This window comes from Pseudomonas sp. TNT2022 ID642 (assembly GCF_028656995.1).
In the GTDB taxonomy this organism is placed as follows: domain Bacteria; phylum Pseudomonadota; class Gammaproteobacteria; order Pseudomonadales; family Pseudomonadaceae; genus Aquipseudomonas.
The window spans coordinates 17,197-33,551 of sequence record NZ_JAMDGW010000004.1 but is presented as its reverse complement, the minus strand read 5'-3'; the positions used below and the strand labels follow the sequence as shown (position 1 = coordinate 33,551).

Annotated in this window: 14 protein-coding genes; 7 read left to right on the top strand and 7 right to left on the bottom strand. The window is 59.9% G+C overall.

The features are described 5' to 3' along the window. Positions 1–200 precede the first annotated feature (200 nt). Genes M5G26_RS04200 through M5G26_RS04185 form a run of 4 tightly spaced genes read left to right on the top strand, consistent with a single transcriptional unit; the run spans position 201 to position 3,154 of the window. The gene (locus M5G26_RS04200; RefSeq protein WP_273914517.1) at positions 201–866 is read left to right on the top strand and encodes an amino acid ABC transporter permease; all 666 of its coding nucleotides are present in this window, start codon (positions 201–203) and stop codon (positions 864–866) included. Next, positions 847–1,506, top strand: coding sequence for an amino acid ABC transporter permease (locus M5G26_RS04195; protein WP_007918714.1), 660 nt, complete (start codon positions 847–849; stop codon positions 1,504–1,506). The genes M5G26_RS04200 and M5G26_RS04195 overlap by 20 nt, the downstream gene beginning before the upstream one ends. Next, the gene (locus tag M5G26_RS04190) at positions 1,503–2,285 is read left to right on the top strand and encodes an amino acid ABC transporter ATP-binding protein (protein ID WP_273914516.1); all 783 of its coding nucleotides are present in this window, start codon (positions 1,503–1,505) and stop codon (positions 2,283–2,285) included. Before M5G26_RS04195 ends, M5G26_RS04190 begins: the two co-directional genes overlap by 4 nt. Further along, entirely contained in the window at positions 2,282–3,154 is an 873-nt protein-coding gene (locus M5G26_RS04185; RefSeq protein ID WP_273914515.1) for a transporter substrate-binding domain-containing protein, read from the top strand. The genes M5G26_RS04190 and M5G26_RS04185 overlap by 4 nt, the downstream gene beginning before the upstream one ends. A 330-nt stretch (positions 3,155–3,484) precedes the next feature. On the opposite strand, the gene M5G26_RS04180 is transcribed toward M5G26_RS04185, so the two are convergent. Beyond that, positions 3,485–4,681: an AAA family ATPase gene (locus M5G26_RS04180; RefSeq protein WP_273914514.1), complete on the bottom strand. Its 1,197-nt coding sequence runs from the start codon at positions 4,679–4,681 to the stop codon at positions 3,485–3,487. 200 nt (positions 4,682–4,881) lie between these two features. Here M5G26_RS04180 and M5G26_RS04175 point away from each other — a divergent pair, with 200 nt between their 5' ends. The 3 genes from M5G26_RS04175 to M5G26_RS04165 are packed head-to-tail and all read left to right on the top strand — an operon-like array spanning position 4,882 to position 10,090. Then, positions 4,882–5,985, top strand: coding sequence for an efflux RND transporter periplasmic adaptor subunit (locus M5G26_RS04175; protein ID WP_150692883.1), 1,104 nt, complete (start codon positions 4,882–4,884; stop codon positions 5,983–5,985). Further along, entirely contained in the window at positions 5,982–7,046 is a 1,065-nt protein-coding gene (locus M5G26_RS04170; protein WP_150692884.1) for an efflux RND transporter periplasmic adaptor subunit, read from the top strand. Before M5G26_RS04175 ends, M5G26_RS04170 begins: the two co-directional genes overlap by 4 nt. Then, a complete protein-coding gene (locus M5G26_RS04165; protein WP_273914513.1) occupies positions 7,043–10,090 on the top strand; it encodes an efflux RND transporter permease subunit in 3,048 nt (1,015 codons plus the stop codon). The genes M5G26_RS04170 and M5G26_RS04165 overlap by 4 nt, the downstream gene beginning before the upstream one ends. 219 nt (positions 10,091–10,309) lie before the next feature. On the opposite strand, the gene M5G26_RS04160 is transcribed toward M5G26_RS04165, so the two are convergent. The 6 genes from M5G26_RS04160 to M5G26_RS04135 form a co-directional block, all read right to left on the bottom strand. Continuing rightward, complete coding sequence (locus M5G26_RS04160) at positions 10,310–10,936, bottom strand: class I SAM-dependent methyltransferase (RefSeq protein WP_273914512.1); 627 nt, start codon at positions 10,934–10,936, stop codon at positions 10,310–10,312. A gap of 170 nt (positions 10,937–11,106) precedes the next feature. Continuing rightward, the gene (locus M5G26_RS04155) at positions 11,107–11,751 is read right to left on the bottom strand and encodes a methionine ABC transporter permease (protein WP_034151854.1); all 645 of its coding nucleotides are present in this window, start codon (positions 11,749–11,751) and stop codon (positions 11,107–11,109) included. Then, positions 11,741–12,862 (bottom strand): methionine ABC transporter ATP-binding protein, encoded by a 1,122-nt coding sequence (locus tag M5G26_RS04150; protein ID WP_273914511.1) that lies wholly within the window; start codon positions 12,860–12,862, stop codon positions 11,741–11,743. The genes M5G26_RS04155 and M5G26_RS04150 overlap by 11 nt, the downstream gene beginning before the upstream one ends. Positions 12,863–12,864: 2 nt before the next feature. Beyond that, positions 12,865–13,674, bottom strand: a complete 810-nt coding sequence (locus tag M5G26_RS04145; RefSeq protein WP_273914510.1) for a MetQ/NlpA family ABC transporter substrate-binding protein — start codon at positions 13,672–13,674, stop codon at positions 12,865–12,867. Between the two features lie 118 nt (positions 13,675–13,792). Next, positions 13,793–15,151 carry an LLM class flavin-dependent oxidoreductase gene (locus M5G26_RS04140; protein ID WP_273914509.1) on the bottom strand — a complete coding sequence of 453 codons (1,359 nt, stop codon included), beginning with the start codon at positions 15,149–15,151 and terminating at the stop codon, positions 13,793–13,795. Further along, the gene (locus M5G26_RS04135) at positions 15,151–16,344 is read right to left on the bottom strand and encodes an SfnB family sulfur acquisition oxidoreductase (RefSeq protein ID WP_273914508.1); all 1,194 of its coding nucleotides are present in this window, start codon (positions 16,342–16,344) and stop codon (positions 15,151–15,153) included. The genes M5G26_RS04140 and M5G26_RS04135 overlap by 1 nt, the downstream gene beginning before the upstream one ends. Positions 16,345–16,355 lie beyond the last annotated feature (11 nt).

The window sequence follows — 16,355 nt, the reverse complement described above, 5'->3', positions numbered from 1 at the left end:
CCGTCCTACAGCGCAAAGGAAAATAGCCTTCTTATTCCTTCCCGGCAAACCCACAAGATAGTTTTTTGGGTGATATCAATATGCTTTAACGGTATTTAAATTCTTGTTTTTATACCTATAAAGTCGGTGCTTGCCGGACAGCCACCCGCTGCCCATGGACTGCACCACCGTCGCTTACCGAGCGGCGTTCAGGACGTTTCATGACCTTCGATTACGCATTTATCCTCAGCACCCTGCCGGCGTTTCTCAAAGCCGTGGGCGTGACGCTGCAGGTCGGTTTTATCGCCATTGGCACCTCGCTGCTGGTGGCGCTGCTCAACGCGACGATTCTGGTGTTCCGCACGCCGTACCTGCGAAAACTGGTCGTGCTGTATGTGGAACTGGCGCGCAACACGCCGCTGTTGATCCAGTTGTTTTTCGTCTACTTCGCCTTGCCGGCCGTGGGGATCCAGGTTTCCGGTTTCACCGCCGCGATCATCACCATGACCTTCCTCGGCGGCGCTTACCTCACCGAAGTACTGCGTGCCGGCGTCGATGCGGTGCCGCAGGCGCAACTGGAGTCGGGGCGCTCCATCGGTCTGTCCCATGGCCAGTTGCTGCGCTACGTGATCCTGCCGCAAGCGGGGATTCTCAGCCTGCCGTCGCTGTTCGCCAATTTCATTTTCCTGCTCAAGGAAACCACTGTGGTTTCGGCGGTGGCGGTGCCGGAAATTCTCTACACCACCAAGAGCTACATTGCGCTCTATTACAAAACCTACGAAATGCTCGCCGTGCTGACGCTGATCTGCGTGCTGTTGTTCTTGCCGCTGTCGTTGCTGCTCAGCCGTCTGGAAAGGAGGCTCCAGCATGGCCAGTTCGGGTCTTGAGCTGCTCTGGGTGTCGTTGCCGCAATTGGCCAAAGGCGCCGGACAAACCTTGTCGATATCTTTTCTGAGCATCGCCATCAGCACTGTCGGCGGCGTGCTTTACGGCGTGTTGCGCACGCTCAACGTGACATGGCTGAACGCGATTTTGCGGGTGTATCTGGAACTGTTCCGGGCGATCCCGGTGCTGGTCTGGTTGTATCTGTTGTTCTTCGGTCTGCCGATTTTCTTCGGCCTGAGTATTCCCAGCTTTTGGTGCGCGGTGCTGGTGCTGTCGCTGTGGGGCGCTAGCGAGGTCGGCGAGGTGGCGCGCGGCGCATTGCATTCTCTGCCGCGCGGGCAGCGTGAAGCGGGCCTGTCGATTGGCCTGAACGCGGCGCAACTCTACGGCTACGTGCTGCTGCCGCAAGCGCTGAAACGCATGACGCCGCCGACCATCAACGTCTACACGCGGATCATCAAGACCAGCTCGCTGGCGGTGTTGATTGGAGTAGTAGATGTGATCAAGGTTGGTCAGCAGATCATCGAGCGCACTTACGAATCGGTGCTGATTTACGGCGCGCTGTTCCTGTTTTTCTTTTTCATCTGCTACCCGCTGTCAGCCGCTTCGCGCGTGCTGGAGCGACGCTGGACGCAAGCATGAGCGCATTGATCGAGTTTCACGGTTTCAACAAATTCTATGGCGAGCAGCAGGTGCTCAACGGCATCGACCTGCAGGTGCAGAGTGGCGAAGTGATCGTCATCCTCGGCCCCAGCGGTTGTGGCAAAAGCACCTTGCTGCGTTGCCTCAATGGCCTGGAAGAGGCGCACAGCGGCAGCCTGAAATTCCTCGGCCGTGAGCTGCTCGGCAAGTCCACTGACTGGCGTGAAATCCGTCAGCAGATCGGCATGGTCTTCCAGAGTTATCACCTGTTCCCGCACATGAGCGTGCTCGACAACCTGCTGCTCGGCCCGCTCAAGGTGCAGAAGCGTCAGCGCCGCGAAGCCCAGCAACAAGCTGAGTCGCTGCTCGAACGCGTTGGCCTGGCGGACAAGCGCGACGCCTTCCCGCGTCAGCTCTCCGGCGGCCAGCAACAACGCATCGCTATCGTCCGCTCGTTGTGCATGAACCCACGGGTGATGCTCTTCGACGAAGTCACCGCCGCCCTTGATCCGGAGATGGTCAAGGAAGTTTTGCAGGTGATTCAGGGCCTCGCCCGCGAGGGCATGACCCTGTTGATCGTCACTCATGAAATGGCCTTCGCCCGCGCGGTGGCCGACCGCATCGTGTTCATGGATGCCGGGCGCATCCTTGAACAGAACCCGCCCGAGATTTTCTTTACGAACCCGCAAACCGCACGCGCGCAGCAGTTTCTGGAGAAGTTCTCCTTCGTGGCAACACTGCCAAAAACGAATCCGACAAAGGAACTGGAACTGTTATGAAAACTGCCGCTTTTTTACTGCCGCTGCTCAGCTTCGCCTTGCTTGCCGGTTGCAGCAAAACCGAAGAACCGCCGAAGCCGAAAGTCGCCAGCGAAAGCACCGCGCCCGCTGGTTATCTGGACAAGATCAAGGCCCGCGACAAATTGATCGTTGGCGTCTTTACCGATAAGCCGCCATTCGGATTTGTCGATGAGGCTGGGCGTTATGTTGGCTTCGATACCGACATCGGCCGGCGTTTCGCCAAGGATCTGCTCGGCGATGAAAACAAGGTCGAGTTCGTTGCCGTTGAACCCGCGAGCCGCATTCCGTTCCTGCAAAGCGACAAGGTCGACCTGATCCTCGCCAACATGACCGTGACCCCGGAGCGCAAGGAAGCGGTGGAATTCACTAACCCGAACCTCAAGGTTGCGGTGCAGGCGCTGGTGCCGCAAAGCAGCGCGGTGAAAAACCTTGATGACCTGGCGACCCGCACCACCATCGTCACCACTGGCACCACTGCGGATATCTGGCTGACCAAGAATCACCCGGACTGGAAACTGCTGAAGTTCGAGAAAAACTCCGAATCGCTGCAAGCCTTGGCCAATGGCCGTGGCGATGCCTATGCGCAGGACAACCTGGTGCTGTTCAGCTGGGCCAAGCAGAACCCGGGCTATCGCGTGCTGGATGAAAAACTCGGTGCGGAAGCGCCGATTGCGCCGGCGGTGAAGAAGGGCAATATCGAGCTGCGTGACTGGGTGAATACCGAGCTGGCCAGGCTGGGTGAGGAGAAGTATCTGCTCAAGCTGTACGACCAATATGTGCGTAAAGAGCTGAGCGATGACACCAAGCCTGAGAGCGTGATTGTCGAGGGTGGCAAGTGGCAGGGGTGATTGCCTGTTGAGTCGGTGGTGAGGCTCAAGGGCAATCCCTCACCCCAGCCCTCTCCCGGAGGGAGAGGGGGCCGACCGAGGTGTCTTGCATCAGACATCGACCTGAAAAACAGAGTCGATTATGGATTCACAAAGCATTTTCAGGTCGGCGTAATTCCCGAACATCCGCGGTCAGGCCCCTCTCCCCGTAGAGAGGGAGCCGATCTCTGGGCTTTTCAAAACCTGAGTTCAACTCGAGACTTTCATGTCGGCGTAACTCGAAAGAACAACTCGGTCAGTCCCCTCTCCCCCCGGGAGAGGGCTAGGGTGAGGGGCTTTTGCCTGAATCACTCAATCCGGCCAGTTCCACGCCGGCTCATCCAGCACCCGCTGCCCGACAATCCCGGTCTGCCCCAGTGTCTTCTCCAGAACAATGCAGTTGCATTCCGGGTCTTCCTGCAACGCCGAAATCAACCGCCGCGCATGCGACACCACCCACACCTGACACTGCTCAGAGGCACGGATAATCAACCGCGCCAACGCTGGCAACAGATCCGGGTGCAAACTGGTTTCCGGTTCGTTCAGTACCATCAGCGACGGCGGTCTCGGCGTCAGCAATGCCGCCACTAAAAGCAGATAGCGCAATGTCCCGTCCGACAGCTCCGCCGCCGACAATGGCCGCAACAAACCTTCCTGATAAAACTCGATGGCAAACCGTCCACCGGCCTGCGCTTCGATATGCACCCGTGCACCAGGAAATGCATCGGTAATCGCCGCACGCATGGCGTCGCCGTCACCAATCTCGATGATGGTCTGCAACGCCGCCGCCAGATCACGGCCGTCGTGATGCAGCACTGGCGTGCGCGTACCCAGTTGCGGCTGGCGCACCGGTGCATCGGCATCGCTGCGAAAGTGATCGTAAAAGCGCCAGCGGCGAATGAACTCGCGCATCTGAAACACTTCCGGCGAGCTGCGCAGGCTGCCGACCTGATCGAAGAGGCTGTCGAAGTTCGGCGTGTGTTGCGCCAGTACATCCCATTGGCGCTCGGCGCGTGCGCGGATCATCGGCCCGTCACGATCCACCAACAGGCTAGCCGGACGGTAAAGGGCGCCGGCCCAGATGCATTCGCGCTTGATCTGCGGGTCGAGGCTGAAGCGCGAGGGGATCGGCCGCGAATGTTCGGGCAACATGAAGTGCCCGTTAGAGTCGGGCAAGCCGAGGCTGATCGAATAACTGAAATCTTCTCCGGCGAACCCCAGGCGCAATCGTTTAACGCCTTGGCGTACCGTCGACTGGATCGGCACTTCGCCGTTACGCATGCGCCGGCTGATGGTTTCCGGCCCGGCCCAGAAGGTCGACTCCAGTCCGCCTTCACGGGCCAGCGCATTGACTACGCCACCCTGAGCGGTTTCCGCCAGCAGGCGCAAGGCCCGGTAGAGGTTGGACTTGCCGCTGCCGTTGGGGCCGGTGATCAGGTTCAAGCGCCCCAGTGGGATCACCAATTTGTTGATCGAACGGTAATTGGCCACCGCGAGAGTATTGAGCATGGAATTCCTTCTCTTCAGGCGCCTATTGTAGGAGCTGCCGAAGGTTGCGATCTTTTGATGTTGTTTTTAAAAGATCAAGAGATCGCAGCCTACGGCAGCTCCTAGAGGAAATATGGGGGACGAACGGGCGAACGTTGAACCCTGTTCTAAGCTCACAGTCGTATCGTCACTTGCACGTTCGTACACAGGAAGGAGTCTGCATGGCGAGTCCCGGTTTGAAAACAGCGGTCATGCTGAGTCTGTTCACCTTGGTGACCGCATGCGGCGAGAAAAAAGCCCCTGAGGAATACCTGCCACGGGTCTTTGTACAAGAGGTCAAACCCACGGATTACGCGGCTTCGGTGACATTGACCGGTGACGTGCAGGCGCGCGTGCAGACCGAATTGTCGTTCCGCGTCGGCGGCAAGATCATCCAGCGCATGGTCGACGTCGGCGACCGGGTCACCGCCAAACAGGTGCTGGCCAAACTCGATCCCAAGGATTTGCAGACCAACGTCGACTCCGCCCAGGCTCAGGTAGTCGCCGAACAAGCCCGGGTGAAACAGAGTGCCGCGGCGTTCGTACGCCAGCAAAAACTCCTGCCCAAGGGCTACACCAGCCAGAGCGAATACGATTCCGCCCAAGCCGCGTTGCGCAGCAGCCAGAGCGCCTTGAGCGCGGCGCAGGCGCAATTGGCCAACGCTAAGGATCAACTCAGTTACACCGCGCTGATCGCCGATGCGCCGGGCGTGATCACCGAGCGCCAGGCCGAAGTCGGCCAAGTGGTCCAGGCTACCGCGCCGATTTTCAGCCTGGCTCGCGATGGTGATCGCGATGCGGTGTTCAACGTGTATGAATCACTGCTCGCCGAGCGTCCCACGGACAACAAGATCACCGTCAGCCTGCTCGACAACCCCGAGATCAAAACCACCGGTATCGTTCGCGAAGTCACCCCGGCGGTATCGGCGCAATCCGGCACCGTGCAAGTCAAAGTCACCCTCGACAAACTGCCGCCGGGCATGCAGCTCGGCTCGGTGGTCAGCGCCACCGCGAAAGGTTCGGGCAAATCGGCAGTCGAGCTGCCGTGGTCAGCATTGACGAAAAACATCAGCGATACCGCGGTGTGGATGGTCGACGACAAGGGCGAAGCGCAATTGCACAACGTTACGGTAGGCCGTTACCTGACCGGCAAAGTCATCATCAGCGAAGGCCTCAAGGGTGGCGAGAAAGTCATCGTCGCCGGTGGGCAGTTGTTGCACCCGGGGATGAAAGTCGAGATCGCCGAAAACACCTACAAGGATCTGCAACCGGGAGCACAGCCATGAAGCGTCTGTGGCTGTTACCCATGGCTGTGTTGTTGGCCGCGTGCTCGAAGAAAGAGCCGCCGCCCGAACCGGTACGTCCGGTGCTGTCGGTCAAGGTCGAAGCGTTGAGCGAGGAAAACCTCGGGCGTTTCGCCGGCAGCATTCAGGCGCGCTACGAGAGCAACACCGGTTTTCGCGTCGGTGGACGCATTGCCAGCCGCAACGTCGATGTCGGTACCGAAGTGGAGAAGGGCACGCTGCTCGCCACCCTCGATCCGTCTGATCAGCAGAACCAATTGCGTTCGGCCCAGGGCGACCTGGCAAAAGTCCAGGCGCAACTGATCAACGCGCAAGCCAACGCGCGCCGTCAGCAGGCGCTGTTTGATCGCGGCGTCGGTGCACAGGCGCAACTGGACATTGCCACCACCGACCTGAAAACCACGCAAGCCTCGCTGGATCAGGCACGCGCGGCAGTCAACCAAAGCAAGGACCAACTCGGCTACACAGAATTGCGTTCCGACCATAAAGCCGTCGTCACGGCGTGGAACGCCGAGGCCGGGCAGGTGGTCACGGCTGGCCAGCAAGTGGTGACGCTGGCACAACCGGACATCAAGGAAGCAGTGATTGATCTGCCGGATACATTGGTCGATCAGATTCCCGGCGACGTTGTGTTCTCGGTGGCCGCGCAGCTCGATCCGAGCATCAACACCACCGCGGTCATCCGCGAGATCGAACCACAGGCCCAGAGTGCTACGCGCACCCGACGGGCACGCCTGACCCTGGCCGATACGCCGGACGGCTTTCGCCTCGGCACGGCGATCAGCGTGACCCTCAGTTCGGCAATCAAACCGCGCATCGAATTGCCTGTCACCGCACTCCAGGAGGTCGATGGCAAATCGCGCATCTGGGTGATCGACACGCAAAACAAAACCGTCAGCCCCCGCGACGTAACGGTGGTCAGCCGCAGCGACAGCAGCGTGGTGCTCGCGGGAGGGGTGAAGAACGGCGAGCGCGTGGTCAGCGCCGGCGTCAACAGTCTCAAACCCGGGCAACCCGTGAAACTTGACGAGGACAGTCAATGAAAGGCTCTTTCAACCTCTCCGAATGGGCCCTCAAGCATCAGTCTTTCGTCTGGTATCTGATGTTCGTCGCGTTGCTGATGGGCGTGTTCTCGTACTTCAATCTGGGGCGCGAAGAAGACCCGTCATTCACCATCAAGACCATGGTGATCCAGACCAAATGGCCGGGCGCGACCCAAGAGGAAACCCTCAAGCAGGTCACCGACCGCATCGAGAAAAAACTCGAAGAACTCGACTCTCTCGATTACGTGAAAAGCTACACGCGCCCCGGCGAATCGACGGTGTACGTGTACCTGCGCGACACCACCAGTGCCAAGGACATCCCGGAAATCTGGTATCAGGTGCGCAAGAAGATCGACGACATTCGCGGGCAGTTTCCCCAAGGGATTCAAGGGCCGGGATTCAACGATGAATTCGGTGATGTATTCGGCTCGGTGTATGCGTTCACCGCCGATGGCCTGACCATGCGCCAGCTGCGCGATTACGTGGAGCAGGCGCGGGCCGAGATCCGCAATGTGCCGGGGCTGGGCAAGATAGAAATGGTCGGCCAGCAGGACGAAGTGATTTACCTGAACTTCTCCACGCGCAAACTCGCGGCGCTGGGCATCGATCAGCGTCAGGTGGTGGACAGTCTGCAATCCCAAAACGCGGTAACCCCGGCGGGCGTGATCGAGGCCGGTCCCGAGCGGATTTCCGTGCGCACTTCGGGGCAGTTCGCCTCGGAGAAAGATCTGGCCGAGGTCAACCTCAAGCTCAATGATCGTTTCTATCGTCTGGCCGACATCGCCGACATCAGCCGAGGTTACGTTGACCCGGCCACCCCGGAATTCCGTTTCGACGGCAAACCGGCCATCGGCCTCGCCATCGCGATGCAGAAGGGCGGCAACGTTCAGGAGTTCGGCAAGGCCCTGCACAAGCGCATCGATGAATTGACGGCGGACTTGCCGGTGGGCGTCGGCGTGCACACGGTGTCCGATCAGGCTGTGGTGGTGGAAGAGGCCGTCGGCGGCTTTACCAGCGCATTGTTCGAAGCCGTGATTATCGTCTTGGTGGTGAGCTTCATCAGTCTCGGCGTGCGTGCCGGTCTGGTGGTGGCGTGCTCGATTCCGCTGGTGCTGGCGATGGTCTTTGTGTTCATGGAATACAGCGGCATCACCATGCAGCGGATTTCCCTCGGTGCCCTGATCATCGCCCTCGGCCTGCTGGTGGACGATGCGATGATCACCGTGGAGATGATGGTCACGCGTCTGGAAATGGGCGAGACCCGCGAGCAAGCCGCGACGTTCGCTTACACCTCGACGGCGTTCCCGATGCTCACCGGCACGCTGGTGACCGTCGCGGGTTTCGTGCCGATTGGCCTCAATGCCAGCTCCGCCGGTGAGTACACCTTCACCCTGTTCGCGGTGATCGCCGTGGCGATGCTGGTGTCCTGGGTGGTGGCGGTGTTCTTCGCTCCGGTGATCGGCGTGCACATTCTCAGCGCCAACGTGAAACCCCATGAAGCCGAACCCGGCCGCATCGGTCGCGCGTTCAATGGCGGGCTGTTGTGGGCGATGCGCAATCGCTGGTGGGCGATCGGCATTACCGTGCTGCTGTTTGCCCTGTCGATTTTTTGCATGCGTTTTGTGCAGAACCAGTTCTTCCCGGCGTCGGACCGTCCGGAAATTCTCGTCGACCTCAACCTGCCGCAAAACGCCTCGATCGACGAAACCCGCAAAGCCGTCGACAAGCTCGAAGCGACGCTCAAGGGTGATCCGGACATCGTGCGCTGGAGTACTTACATCGGTCAGGGCGCGATCCGTTTCTACCTGCCCCTCGACCAGCAATTGCAGAACCCGTACTACGCGCAACTGGTGATCGTCAGCAAGGATTTCGAGGCCCGTGAGGCGTTGAGCCAACGCCTGCGTGAGCGCTTGCACAAGGACTTCGTCGGCATCGGCAGTTACGTGCAGGCGCTGGAAATGGGCCCGCCGGTGGGGCGTCCGATCCAGTACCGGATCAGCGGCAAGGACATCGATCAGGTGCGCAAGCACGCCATCGACCTGGCCACCGAACTGGACAAGAACTCGCACATTGGTGAAATCATTTACGACTGGAACGAGCCGGGCAAAGTCCTGCGCATCGACATTGCCCAGGACAAGGCACGCCAGCTCGGACTGTCGTCCGAAGACGTGGCGAAGCTGATGAACAGCATCGTCAGCGGCTCGCCATTGACTCAGGTCGATGACGATATCTACCTGATCAATGTGGTCGGGCGCGCGGTGGATTCCGAGCGTGGCACCCCGGAAACCCTGCAAAACCTGCAGATCGTCACCCCGAGCGGCACGTCGATTCCGCTGCTGGCGTTCGCCACCGTGCGTTATGAACTGGAGCAGCCGCTGGTGTGGCGTCGCGACCGCTTGCCGACCATCACCATCAAGGCCTCGGTGCGCGACGAGATCCAGCCGACCGATCTGGTGAAAATCCTCAAACCGTCGATTGATGCTTTCGCTGACAAATTGCCAGTGGGCTACAAAGTCGCCACCGGCGGTACGGTCGAGGAAAGTGGCAAGGCCCAGGGGCCGATTGCCAAGGTTCTGCCATTGATGCTGTTTTTGATGGCGACGTTCCTGATGATCCAGTTGCACAGCGTGCAGAAGATGTTCCTCGTCGCGAGTGTCGCGCCGCTGGGGCTGATCGGCGTGGTGCTGGCGCTGGTGCCGACGGGGACGCCGATGGGTTTCGTGGCGATTCTGGGGATTCTGGCGCTGATCGGCATCATCATCCGCAACTCGGTGATTCTGGTGACGCAGATCGATGAGTTCGAGAAGAAGGGCTATGCGCCGTGGGATGCGGTGGTCGAGGCGACTGAGCATCGACGCCGACCGATCCTGCTGACCGCCGCTGCGGCAAGCATGGGCATGATCCCGATTGCCCGGGAAGTGTTCTGGGGGCCGATGGCGTACGCGATGATCGGCGGGATTGTGGTGGCGACGTTGCTGACGTTGCTGTTCCTGCCGGCGCTGTATGTGGCCTGGTACAAGATCCGCGAGCCGAAGAAGGATTGAGTCAACAGCTGTCCCTCACCCTAACCCTCTCCCGGGGGGAGAGGGGACTGACCGAGGTGTCTGACGCTATCCATCGACCTGAAAAATCGAGTCGATTATGGATTCAGCGAAGTTGGGTCAAGTCGGCGTACTCCCTCAATATCCCCCAATCGGCTCCCTCTCCCTCCGGGAGAGGGTTGGGCGGGCGGCGTTCCGATGAGGGGCTTTTCCTGACTCAACTCAGTCCTTGCGCCAGACACTCGCCAACCAAGGCTGCTGCTCACGCGGCAGCCCCGCCGGCCGGTAGTAATGCTCAAGCTCGACAAACCCCGCCGCCGTCAACAACCCTTGCCACGCCGCCAGATCGTGATACGAGCCATAGCGCGGCCCGTTCCAGCCCTCACGGTTATCCCCGCGCGGATTCGAGCTGAAGAGCACACCACCGGGCTTCAGCGCGCCATGCAATTGCTTGAGCACCCGTGGCAACTCCTGCAGCGGCACATGAAACAACACCGCATTGGCGAAGATGCCGTCGAAGCGTTCGGCCGGCAGATCCAGCTTCAGAAAGTCCTGCTGCAGCACCTCGCAACCACTGTCCTCACGGGCCATTCGCGCAAACTCTGGCGAACCGTCGAGACCGACGGCGATGTGGCCCATGCGCGTGAACGTCTGCAAATCCCGGCCCGGACCGCAGCCGAAATCCAGAATCGTGAACGGCGCTACACCTTGAATATGCCGTAGCAACGCATCGATGTTCTGGCTGACATCGTGGTCACGGGTGCCTTCACGGAAGTCTTCGGCCACCGAGTTGTAGTGGCCGAGGGTGGTGGCGGTGATCTGTTCGAGATCGTCGGAGGTCTGCTTCATGGTGGGGATACACGGGCAATTGGGATTTGCCGAATATACGCCATCGAGTTCGGGGCTGCTGCGCAGCCATTCGCGAGCAGGCTCGCTCCCACAGGGGAACACATTCCAAATGTGGGAGCGAGCCTGCTCGCGAAAGCGGTTTCAAGGGCGTGGCATGAATCCGGATGAGTTCAGCGCTTGTTCAACCCCCGCGCCAAGCGATCCCCACCCAACTGAATCACCGCGACCAACGCCACCAGCAACACAATCACCGTCAGCATGATCTGGCTGTCAAAGCGCTGATAGCCGTAGCGATAGGCGATATCGCCCAACCCGCCAGCCCCAATCGCCCCGGCCATCGCCGAAGAGTTGATCATCGTCACCAGCGTAATCGTGAAACCGCCGACAATCCCCGGCAGCGCCTCAGGCAACAACACATGCCAGACAATGTGCCAGCGCCGGCACCCCATCGCCTGCGCCGCTTCAATCAAACCATGATCAACCTCACGCAGACTCACTTCGGCAATCCGCGCAAAGAATGGCGTAGCGGCAATCGTCAGTGGCACCACGGCAGCCCAGACACCGTACGTAGTGCCGACAATCAAGCGGGTAAACGGAATCAGCGCGACCATCAGAATCAGAAACGGGATCGAGCGAAACAGGTTAACGAAGGCACCCAACGCACGGTTCAACACCGGTGCTTCGTAGATCCCGCCCTTGTCGCTGGTGACCAGAATCACCGCCATGGGAATCCCAACCAGCAACGCGATCAGCGACGACACGCCGACCATCAGGAACGTGTCGATAAACCCCTGCAGCAAGCGATCAAACCACATAACCCACTACCTCCACTCGTTGCGCCCACGGTGCGGCGCGCTCGCGTAATTGTTCGGCGCTGAACGCTGAACCGCTGATGGCCAACAACAGTTGCCCGAGCGCATGTCCCTGAATCCGCTCAACGCCGCCCTGAAGCAACTTCACCCGGCCGCCGAGCGCTGTGAAAAGCGCGGCCAGATCCGGTTCATCACTGGCGCTGCCGGTGAACTGCAGACGCAACACCACAGCAGCGTCGGAGGCGGTGGGCTGCGTTTGCAAACGACTCTGCAATTCTTCCGGCAACGCGTGTTGCAGCGGCGCCAGCAAGGTTTGGCTGACTTCGTGCTGCGGATTACCGAACACTTCCCAGACCGGGCCTTGCTCGACAACCCGCCCGTGTTCAAGCACGACAACGCGGTCGCAGATTTCGCGGATCACTGCCATCTCGTGCGTGATCAGGACGATGGTCAGGCCCAGGCGTTTATTGATTTCACGCAGCAGGCCGAGGATCGACTGGGTGGTCTCGGGGTCGAGCGCCGAAGTGGCTTCGTCGCAGAGCAGAATGTCCGGGTCATGCACCAACGCGCGGGCGATGCCGACACGCTGTTTCTGCCCACCGGAAAGCTGCGCCGGATAAGCCTTGTGCTTTTCCTGCAGGCCAACCAGTTCGAGCAGTTCGCGAACCTTCTTCTCGCGTTGTTCTTTCGGCACGCCGGCGACTTTCAGCGGCAGTTCGACGTTCTGCCAAACGGTCTTGGCCGACATCAGATTGAAGTGCTGAAAGATCATGCCGATGCGCCTGCGTAGCGCGACGAGACGGTCTTCATCGAACTCGCCGATGTCGACCTGATCGATCAAAACCCGCCCAGACGTCGGCTGCTCCAGACGATTGATCGTGCGGATCAGCGACGACTTGCCGGCACCGCTGCGGCCGATGATGCCGAACACTTCACCGCGCTGAATCGCCAGATCGATGCCCTGTAATGCCGCGATCGGGCCTTGCCGGCCGTTGTAGGTTTTGCCCAGGCCGATAAAACGTACGTGGGCGCGATTCAACTCAGGGTGCAGCTCGGTTTTTTCGGCGTTGTGTGGCTCTGGAATTTCCAGTCGCCGTTGGATCGCGGCCGTCATGCTCAGCTTTCCCAACCGGCTTGATACAGCTTGCCATGAGCCTTATCCAGCGCAGCGCGAACGGCTGGCGAGTGCTGGTAGATGTCGACGAATTTGATCAGACGCGGATCGGTTTTGCTCTTCGGCTGGATGACGAACTGAATCACGTATTCCTTGTGGTCGAGACCGTCGAACAGCAACGCGGAACCTGCATCGAAGGTCTTCGCCAGACGAATGTAGGCCGGGTAGCCCTGGACCAGGTCAGCGTCGTCATAGGCGCGCACCAATTGCACGGCTTCGACTTGCAGAATCTTGATTTTTTTCGGATTAGCGACAATGTCGTCTTCGGTGGCCTTGTAACCAACGCCCGGTTTCAGGGTGATCAAGCCAGCCTTGGCCAGCAGCTGCAAACCGCGACCGCTGTTGATCGGGTCGTTAGCGATGGCGACGCTGGCGCCTTCTGGCAGCTCATCGAAGCTTTTGTATTTTTTCGAGTAGAGGCCGACGTTGTTGATGATCCCCGGCGCGAACGGCACCAGATCAAAACCCGACGCGGCTTTGGCGTTTTCGAGGAACGGGATGTGCTGGAAGTAGTTCACGTCGATGTCGCCGGCGGCGAGGCTGACGTTCGGTGCGATCCAGTCAGTGAACTCCACCAGTTCGACTTTAAGGCCTTGTTTGGAGGCTTCTTCGACAGCGGCTTCCAGCGGGATGGCGAAGGCGGCGGTGGTGCCGATTTTCAACGGGGCGTCGGCGGCGAAAACGGCCGAGCTGAACAGACCGAGGGCCAGGGCCAGTGCTTTGACTGGGTGGGACAGGGTTTTCTTGGTCATGATGAGTTTTCCAGTCAGTGCATAGATTTGTGGTGTCTGGTCGGGCTTCTTCGCGAGCAGGCTCGCTCCCACAGGGAAATGCATTCCGAATGTGGGAGCGAGCCTGCTCGCGAAGCTTTTAGCGGCGGTACGAAGATCCAGTGTGTTGCTCGGGCAACTGCGCCGCGCCGTGAAACAGCTTCTCGCGCAAGCTGCCGCTGTCATACGCGGTCTTGTACGACCCACGCTGCTGCAGTTCCGGAATCACCAGCTCGATAAAATCGACATAGCTTTCCGGCGTAACAATCCGGGTCAGGTTGAAACCGTCCAGACCGGTCTCGGCGATCCACGACTCCAGCTCATCCGCCACTTGCTCAGGCGAACCGACCACGGTGATGTAGCGACCACCGAGGGCGTGCTGGTCGAGCAATTTGCGCCGGGTCCAGTCGTTGTTCTGCAGGTTTTTCGTGGCCGACTGAATGGCGTTGCTCTTCACGTACTGGATCGGTTCGTCGATTTCGTACTGGGAAAAGTCGATGCCGGTCGACGCGGAAAAATGCGCTACGCCGGCTTCGGCGCTGGCGTAGCTCAGGTATTCGGCGTGCTTGGCCCACGCGGCTTCCTCAGTCGCCCCGACAATCACGTTGAGGCCCATGAACACCTTGATGTCCTCAGGGTTGCGACCCGCTTCCACGGCACTGGCGCGGACCTTGTCGACTTGAACCTTGGTCGACGGTTTGTTCTGGCCGCTGATGAAGACGCACTCGGCGTGACGACCGGCGAAGAGCAAACCGCGATCGGAACTGCCGGCCTGAAACAGCACTGGCGTGCGCTGCGGAGACGGCTCGCAGAGGTGATAACCCTCGACTTGATAGAACTCGCCCTTGTGCTCGACCTTGTGTACTTTTTCCGGTTGCGCGTAGATCCGCTGCTCGCGGTCATTGAGCACCGCGCCGTTTTCCCAACTGCCTTCCCAGAGCTTGTAGAGCACTTCCAGATATTCGTCGGCCTGATCGTAACGACGGTCATGCTCGACTTGTTCGCTGAGGCCCATGGCTTTGGCGGCGCTGTCGAGGTAACCGGTGACGATGTTCCAGCCGACACGACCACGACTCAAATGATCGAGCGTCGACATACGTCGGGCGAATAGATATGGCGGTTCGTAGGTGAGATTCGCGGTCAGGCCGAAGCCGAGGTTTTTGGTCACGGCGGCCATCGCCGAGACCAACAACAACGGATCGTTGACCGGCAACTGGATCGACTCTTTCAGCGTGACGTCGACCGAGTTCTGATAGACGTCATACACGCCGACGATGTCGGCGATGAACAAACCGTCGAAGAGCCCGCGTTCGAGCAGTTGCGCCAGTTCGGTCCAGTATTCAATGGTGTTGTAGCGCGTCGAGGTGTCGCGCGGATGCGTCCACAGACCGTGGTTGATGTGTCCGATGCAGTTCATGTTGAACGCGTTGAGCAGGATCTTCTTTTTCGCCGCGCTCATCAGATCGTTCCTCGCAATGGAGGGTTTTCATCGTTGAGGTAGTAGTTGCCCACCGCGTGATATTTCCAGCGCACCGGGTCGTGCAAGGTGTGCACGCGGGCGTTGCGCCAGTGGCGGTCGAGGCCGTGTTCAATCAGGGTCGCCTGGCTGCCGGCCAGCTCGAACAACGTGCTGCCGGCGGCGAGGGAGATTTCCGTGCTGATCGCCCGTGCTTCGGCGACAGCAATCGACGCGGCGGCGACGGTCTCGGCGTTGGTCTCGGTTTGCGCGGCGTCGAGGAGTTCGCCGGCCCGTTCGAGCAAGGCTTCGGTGGCGTGCAGGCGAATGCTCAAGTGGCCGAAGCTTTTCAGTGTCAGTGGATCTTCGGTGGCTTTGTCGTTACCGGAATCGATCCACGGGCGCGTCTTGCTTCGCACGAAATGCAACGCATCCTCGTAAGCGGCGCGGGCGATGCCGGTGTCGATGGCGGCGTGAAGGATCTGCGCCAACGGGCCGACAGTGGTCGGGCGTTCGAAGGCACTTTGAAACGGCAGCACGTCTTCGGCGGCAACGTACACGTCTTCGAACACCACCGAACCGCTGCCGGTGGTGCGCTGACCGAAGCCGCTCCAGTCGTCGATCACCGTCAGGCCTTTGCTGTCACGCGGGACAAAGGCCAGTTGCTGCACGCCGGTTTCATCGACAACCGAAGTCGGAATACGCTGCGCGTAAATCGCACCGGTCGAATAAAACTTGCGGCCGTTGATGCGATACCCATCACCGTCGCGCTTGAGGCTGGTGACGCGGTCGTGGGCGGTTTTGGTGCCCAGTTCTGCCAAGGCATTGCCGAACCGTTGGCCGGCGAGCACTTCGGCGTACAGCCGTTGTTTCTGCGCGTGGCTGCCGTTCACACGGAGCACTTCCAGTGCGTAGAAATGGTTCTGCGGAATCTGCCCGAGCGAACCGTCAGCCTGAGCGATCAGGGCAATGACTTTGGCCAAAGTTACGTTGGACACGCCAGCGCCGCCGTATTCCTTTGGCACACTGATGCCCCACAGGCCCGAGCGGGAAAACACGTCGAGTTCCGGCAGTGGCAAGCGACGTTCACGGTCGCGCAGGGCGCTGTCGCGTTTGAAATCTTCGGCCAGGTCGCTGGCGACGATCAGGGCTTGCTCATCGCTGGTGATGACCGCGACGGGATGGGAAAAAGTCATGTGTTTCTCCA

Coding starts and splice junctions, on each gene's coding strand:
- M5G26_RS04185 (WP_273914515.1), top strand. CDS start 2,282: ATGAAAACTGCCGCTTTTTTACTGCCGCTGCTCAGCTTCGCCTTGCTT.
- M5G26_RS04175 (WP_150692883.1), top strand. CDS start 4,882: ATGGCGAGTCCCGGTTTGAAAACAGCGGTCATGCTGAGTCTGTTCACC.
- M5G26_RS04170 (WP_150692884.1), top strand. CDS start 5,982: ATGAAGCGTCTGTGGCTGTTACCCATGGCTGTGTTGTTGGCCGCGTGC.
- M5G26_RS04155 (WP_034151854.1), bottom strand. CDS start 11,751: ATGTGGTTTGATCGCTTGCTGCAGGGGTTTATCGACACGTTCCTGATG.
- M5G26_RS04160 (WP_273914512.1), bottom strand. CDS start 10,936: ATGAAGCAGACCTCCGACGATCTCGAACAGATCACCGCCACCACCCTC.
- M5G26_RS04200 (WP_273914517.1), top strand. CDS start 201: ATGACCTTCGATTACGCATTTATCCTCAGCACCCTGCCGGCGTTTCTC.
- M5G26_RS04145 (WP_273914510.1), bottom strand. CDS start 13,674: ATGACCAAGAAAACCCTGTCCCACCCAGTCAAAGCACTGGCCCTGGCC.
- M5G26_RS04165 (WP_273914513.1), top strand. CDS start 7,043: ATGAAAGGCTCTTTCAACCTCTCCGAATGGGCCCTCAAGCATCAGTCT.
- M5G26_RS04190 (WP_273914516.1), top strand. CDS start 1,503: ATGAGCGCATTGATCGAGTTTCACGGTTTCAACAAATTCTATGGCGAG.
- M5G26_RS04195 (WP_007918714.1), top strand. CDS start 847: ATGGCCAGTTCGGGTCTTGAGCTGCTCTGGGTGTCGTTGCCGCAATTG.
- M5G26_RS04150 (WP_273914511.1), bottom strand. CDS start 12,862: ATGACGGCCGCGATCCAACGGCGACTGGAAATTCCAGAGCCACACAAC.
- M5G26_RS04140 (WP_273914509.1), bottom strand. CDS start 15,151: ATGAGCGCGGCGAAAAAGAAGATCCTGCTCAACGCGTTCAACATGAAC.
- M5G26_RS04180 (WP_273914514.1), bottom strand. CDS start 4,681: ATGCTCAATACTCTCGCGGTGGCCAATTACCGTTCGATCAACAAATTG.
- M5G26_RS04135 (WP_273914508.1), bottom strand. CDS start 16,344: ATGACTTTTTCCCATCCCGTCGCGGTCATCACCAGCGATGAGCAAGCC.